General features: G+C 47.0%; 1 protein-coding gene. It reads right to left on the reverse strand.

Features of this window, described 5'->3' with window-relative positions; genetic code table 11:
• The coding region (locus J8M01_RS23600) for a condensation domain-containing protein (RefSeq protein ID WP_247671263.1) at positions 1-2988 on the reverse strand (2988 nt) is incomplete at both ends.

Consider the following 2988-nt stretch of genomic DNA (forward strand, 5'->3'; position numbering starts at 1 on the left):
CCCCCCTATTCGTGCCAAACTTGGCGCATTATACTTCCCAGCCCCCCCTTCCAAGCGAATGCTTAACCCTTCAGATACATGCGCAACAACCGCTAACTCATAGTTTGTTCCCTCTGTCGTATCCGCTGCCGTAACAACCAATCCTCCTTGTGCTCCTTCATGACTTAACTGTTCATCTACCGGGTAATTCTCAAAAACAAACACACTATTAAATAATTGCTCACCCAATGACCCCTGCTTTTGTATTTCATATAACGGGTAATAGCTGTGTGACTCTCGTGCCACTTGCTGGGCATGCTGTGCGCCCAATAGTGTGGTGACGTCCCCTGCTGGCATGCCCTCTAGCACCACCGGGACTGTATTTATAAACAGCCCCAAGATTGACTCTACACCAGCTAAACCCGCCGGACGCCCTGATGTCACTGACCCAAACACCACCGACTCTTGATTGCCATAACGTTGTAATAACAACCCCCAAGCCGTTTGCACCACTATATTTAACGTCGTATGCGCGCGCGCTGCCAATTGCTGTAACGCCGCTGTTTCATCCTCACTAAACTCTATCCTATGCTCAACCCCCACATCACACGCCACACCTTCATTTGGTGGTAACTGTGTATGACTGGTGACATTCTCTAACACCGTTTGCCAATACAGCTCTGTTGCCTTGTTATCTTGCTCACTCAACCACTGCGCATAATCACGATAACTATGCTGTGGCTCCTCCAACATTGCTTGCTGCGTCATTATCGCGCTATAACATTCATTAATCTCTTTAAACACCAATGGGATACACCAACCATCCAACAATGCATGGTGATAACTCCATATCAGACTGTGTTCTTCCCCTAACTTAAATAAACTACACCGCATTAAAGGCGCCACATGACTCTCAAACCCTTGCCGTTTATCCGCACATTGAAACGTCTCTAAATAGCGCTCTTGCTCTTCTGCCAATAATTGACTTAAATCTTCTTCATGCCAAGGCAGCACTGCTGCCTTCGCTACCAATTGATGCGCATTCCCTTCTTCAATACCCACAAAAGCCGTTCTAAAAATATGGTGCCGACGCACCACCTCTGCCCACGCCGCTTTAAATGACGCAACATCTAGCTGTTTAAAACTAATTCTCGTTTGTGTAACATAACTTCCTGCTTCTAATAAACTATGAAACAACAAGCCTTGTTGCATCCCCGTAGCTGGATACAAGTCTGCTATATCCTTGTTTTCTTGCCATCTCAATAACGTCTCTGTTGTTACCTGTGCCAGTGCAAAATCACTCGGAGTATAAGGCCCTTCACCTCGATGTTCACAATGTACTATGATGTCTTTCAACGCCTGCTCATACGCTTGCATTAATTGCGTTAAACGCTCTGTACTATAGCGCCCACTATCATAATTAAGAGTGAAATTCAGACTACCAAAGACCACCTTGCCATTGAGCACTAATTCATCACTGTCGATCCGCGCCGCACTGATATGCTGACCACTGCTTTCTTGTGCCACTGCGAATGCCCCCGCCTCCGACACACTTTGGTCAAACTGCCCTAAATAATTAAACTGCAAGGCCGGCGTCTTCACTTTTGCCAGCATCGGCTCCCCTGTGAGGTACTTTAAAACCCCATACCCTATCCCTGCACTGGGCACTTGCCGGTATTGCTCTTTCACCGCCATCACCACCGCCCCAACTTCTGCACTATGCGTGCACCTCAGGTGCAGTGGATATAAACTCGTAAACCATCCTACCGTCTGACTCAAATCTATTGTGCCATCTAAACTTTCTCGGCCATGCCCTTCCAATGTCACTGATAACGACTCAGCGCCACTGCTTCGCTGATGCGCTAACCACAAACCCGCCAACAGTATTTCGTTAACCTGTGTCCGATAGCTATGGGGGACCTTGCTTAATAATGCCTGCGTTTGTGCCTCACTCAGTGCTAACTGTACTTGCTGTCGATGACCACTGGCTTGTCCATCCAATTGACCGTAATGCGCTAACCAACTATGACTCTCACTGCTATTGACCCAATGCGCCATTTGCGCTTGTAGTTCATCACTAACACTATACGCATGGAGGTATTCACTCCATTGTTGATAACTGTTGGTTTTCTGTGCTAGCTGTAGTCGCTCCCCCCCTTGATATTGCTGATATAATCGAGCAATATCTGCTAGCAAAATACGCCAAGATACGCCATCAACAACTAAATGGTGTATCACCAATAATAAGCGCCCTTTACCCTGTCCGTGATGAAAATACACGAAGCGTAATAATTCACCCGTACTCGGAGACAAACTGCGTTGCACCTGCTCTGCCGCTGCTGTTAGGCTATCCGCCTCACCATCCCATGCTTGTATTGAGGTGCACTTCGCAGCGTCAACTTCTGCTACTCGCTGATGCTGTCCTCGCCATTGAGTATCAACCTTAGTAAACCGCAAGCGTAAGGCGTCATGCCGAGTGAGTAATGCAGTCACTATCGGTGCCAAACACGTATCATCAAATAATTCTGGGGTTTCTAATAACACCGATTGGTTAAAGTGCTCTAGTGCCGTTTCGTCACTGAAAAAAGCATGATGTATCGGTAATAATGCCATCTCTGATGTTACTTCGTCTTGCACCACCGTGTGCGTTTTACTGTATTTGACCTGCGTGGCCAGTGTCATAATCGTTTGGTGCTGAAATAAATCCTTTACACTAAAGTAAAGCCCTTGCTCCGCAGCGCGAGATACCAACTGGATAGACAAAATAGAATCGCCCCCTAGGGCAAAGAAGTTCGCATCACAGCTAAGCTCTGCCAAAGGTCGCTTCAATAACTCAGCCCATATTTCTTGTAGTTGCTTTTCAGTTGCTGTGTATGCAGCTCGGTAACTGTGCGTATGTTGCTCAGGGACAGGTAATGCCCTTTTATCGACTTTACCATTCGCCGTTAACGGCAGCTGTGCTAACACCATAAACTGGTTGGGAACCATGTAATCTGGCAACTGTGAACT

This window comes from Pseudoalteromonas sp. MMG005 (assembly GCF_018101015.1).
Classification (GTDB): Bacteria; Pseudomonadota; Gammaproteobacteria; order Enterobacterales; family Alteromonadaceae; genus Pseudoalteromonas; species Pseudoalteromonas aurantia.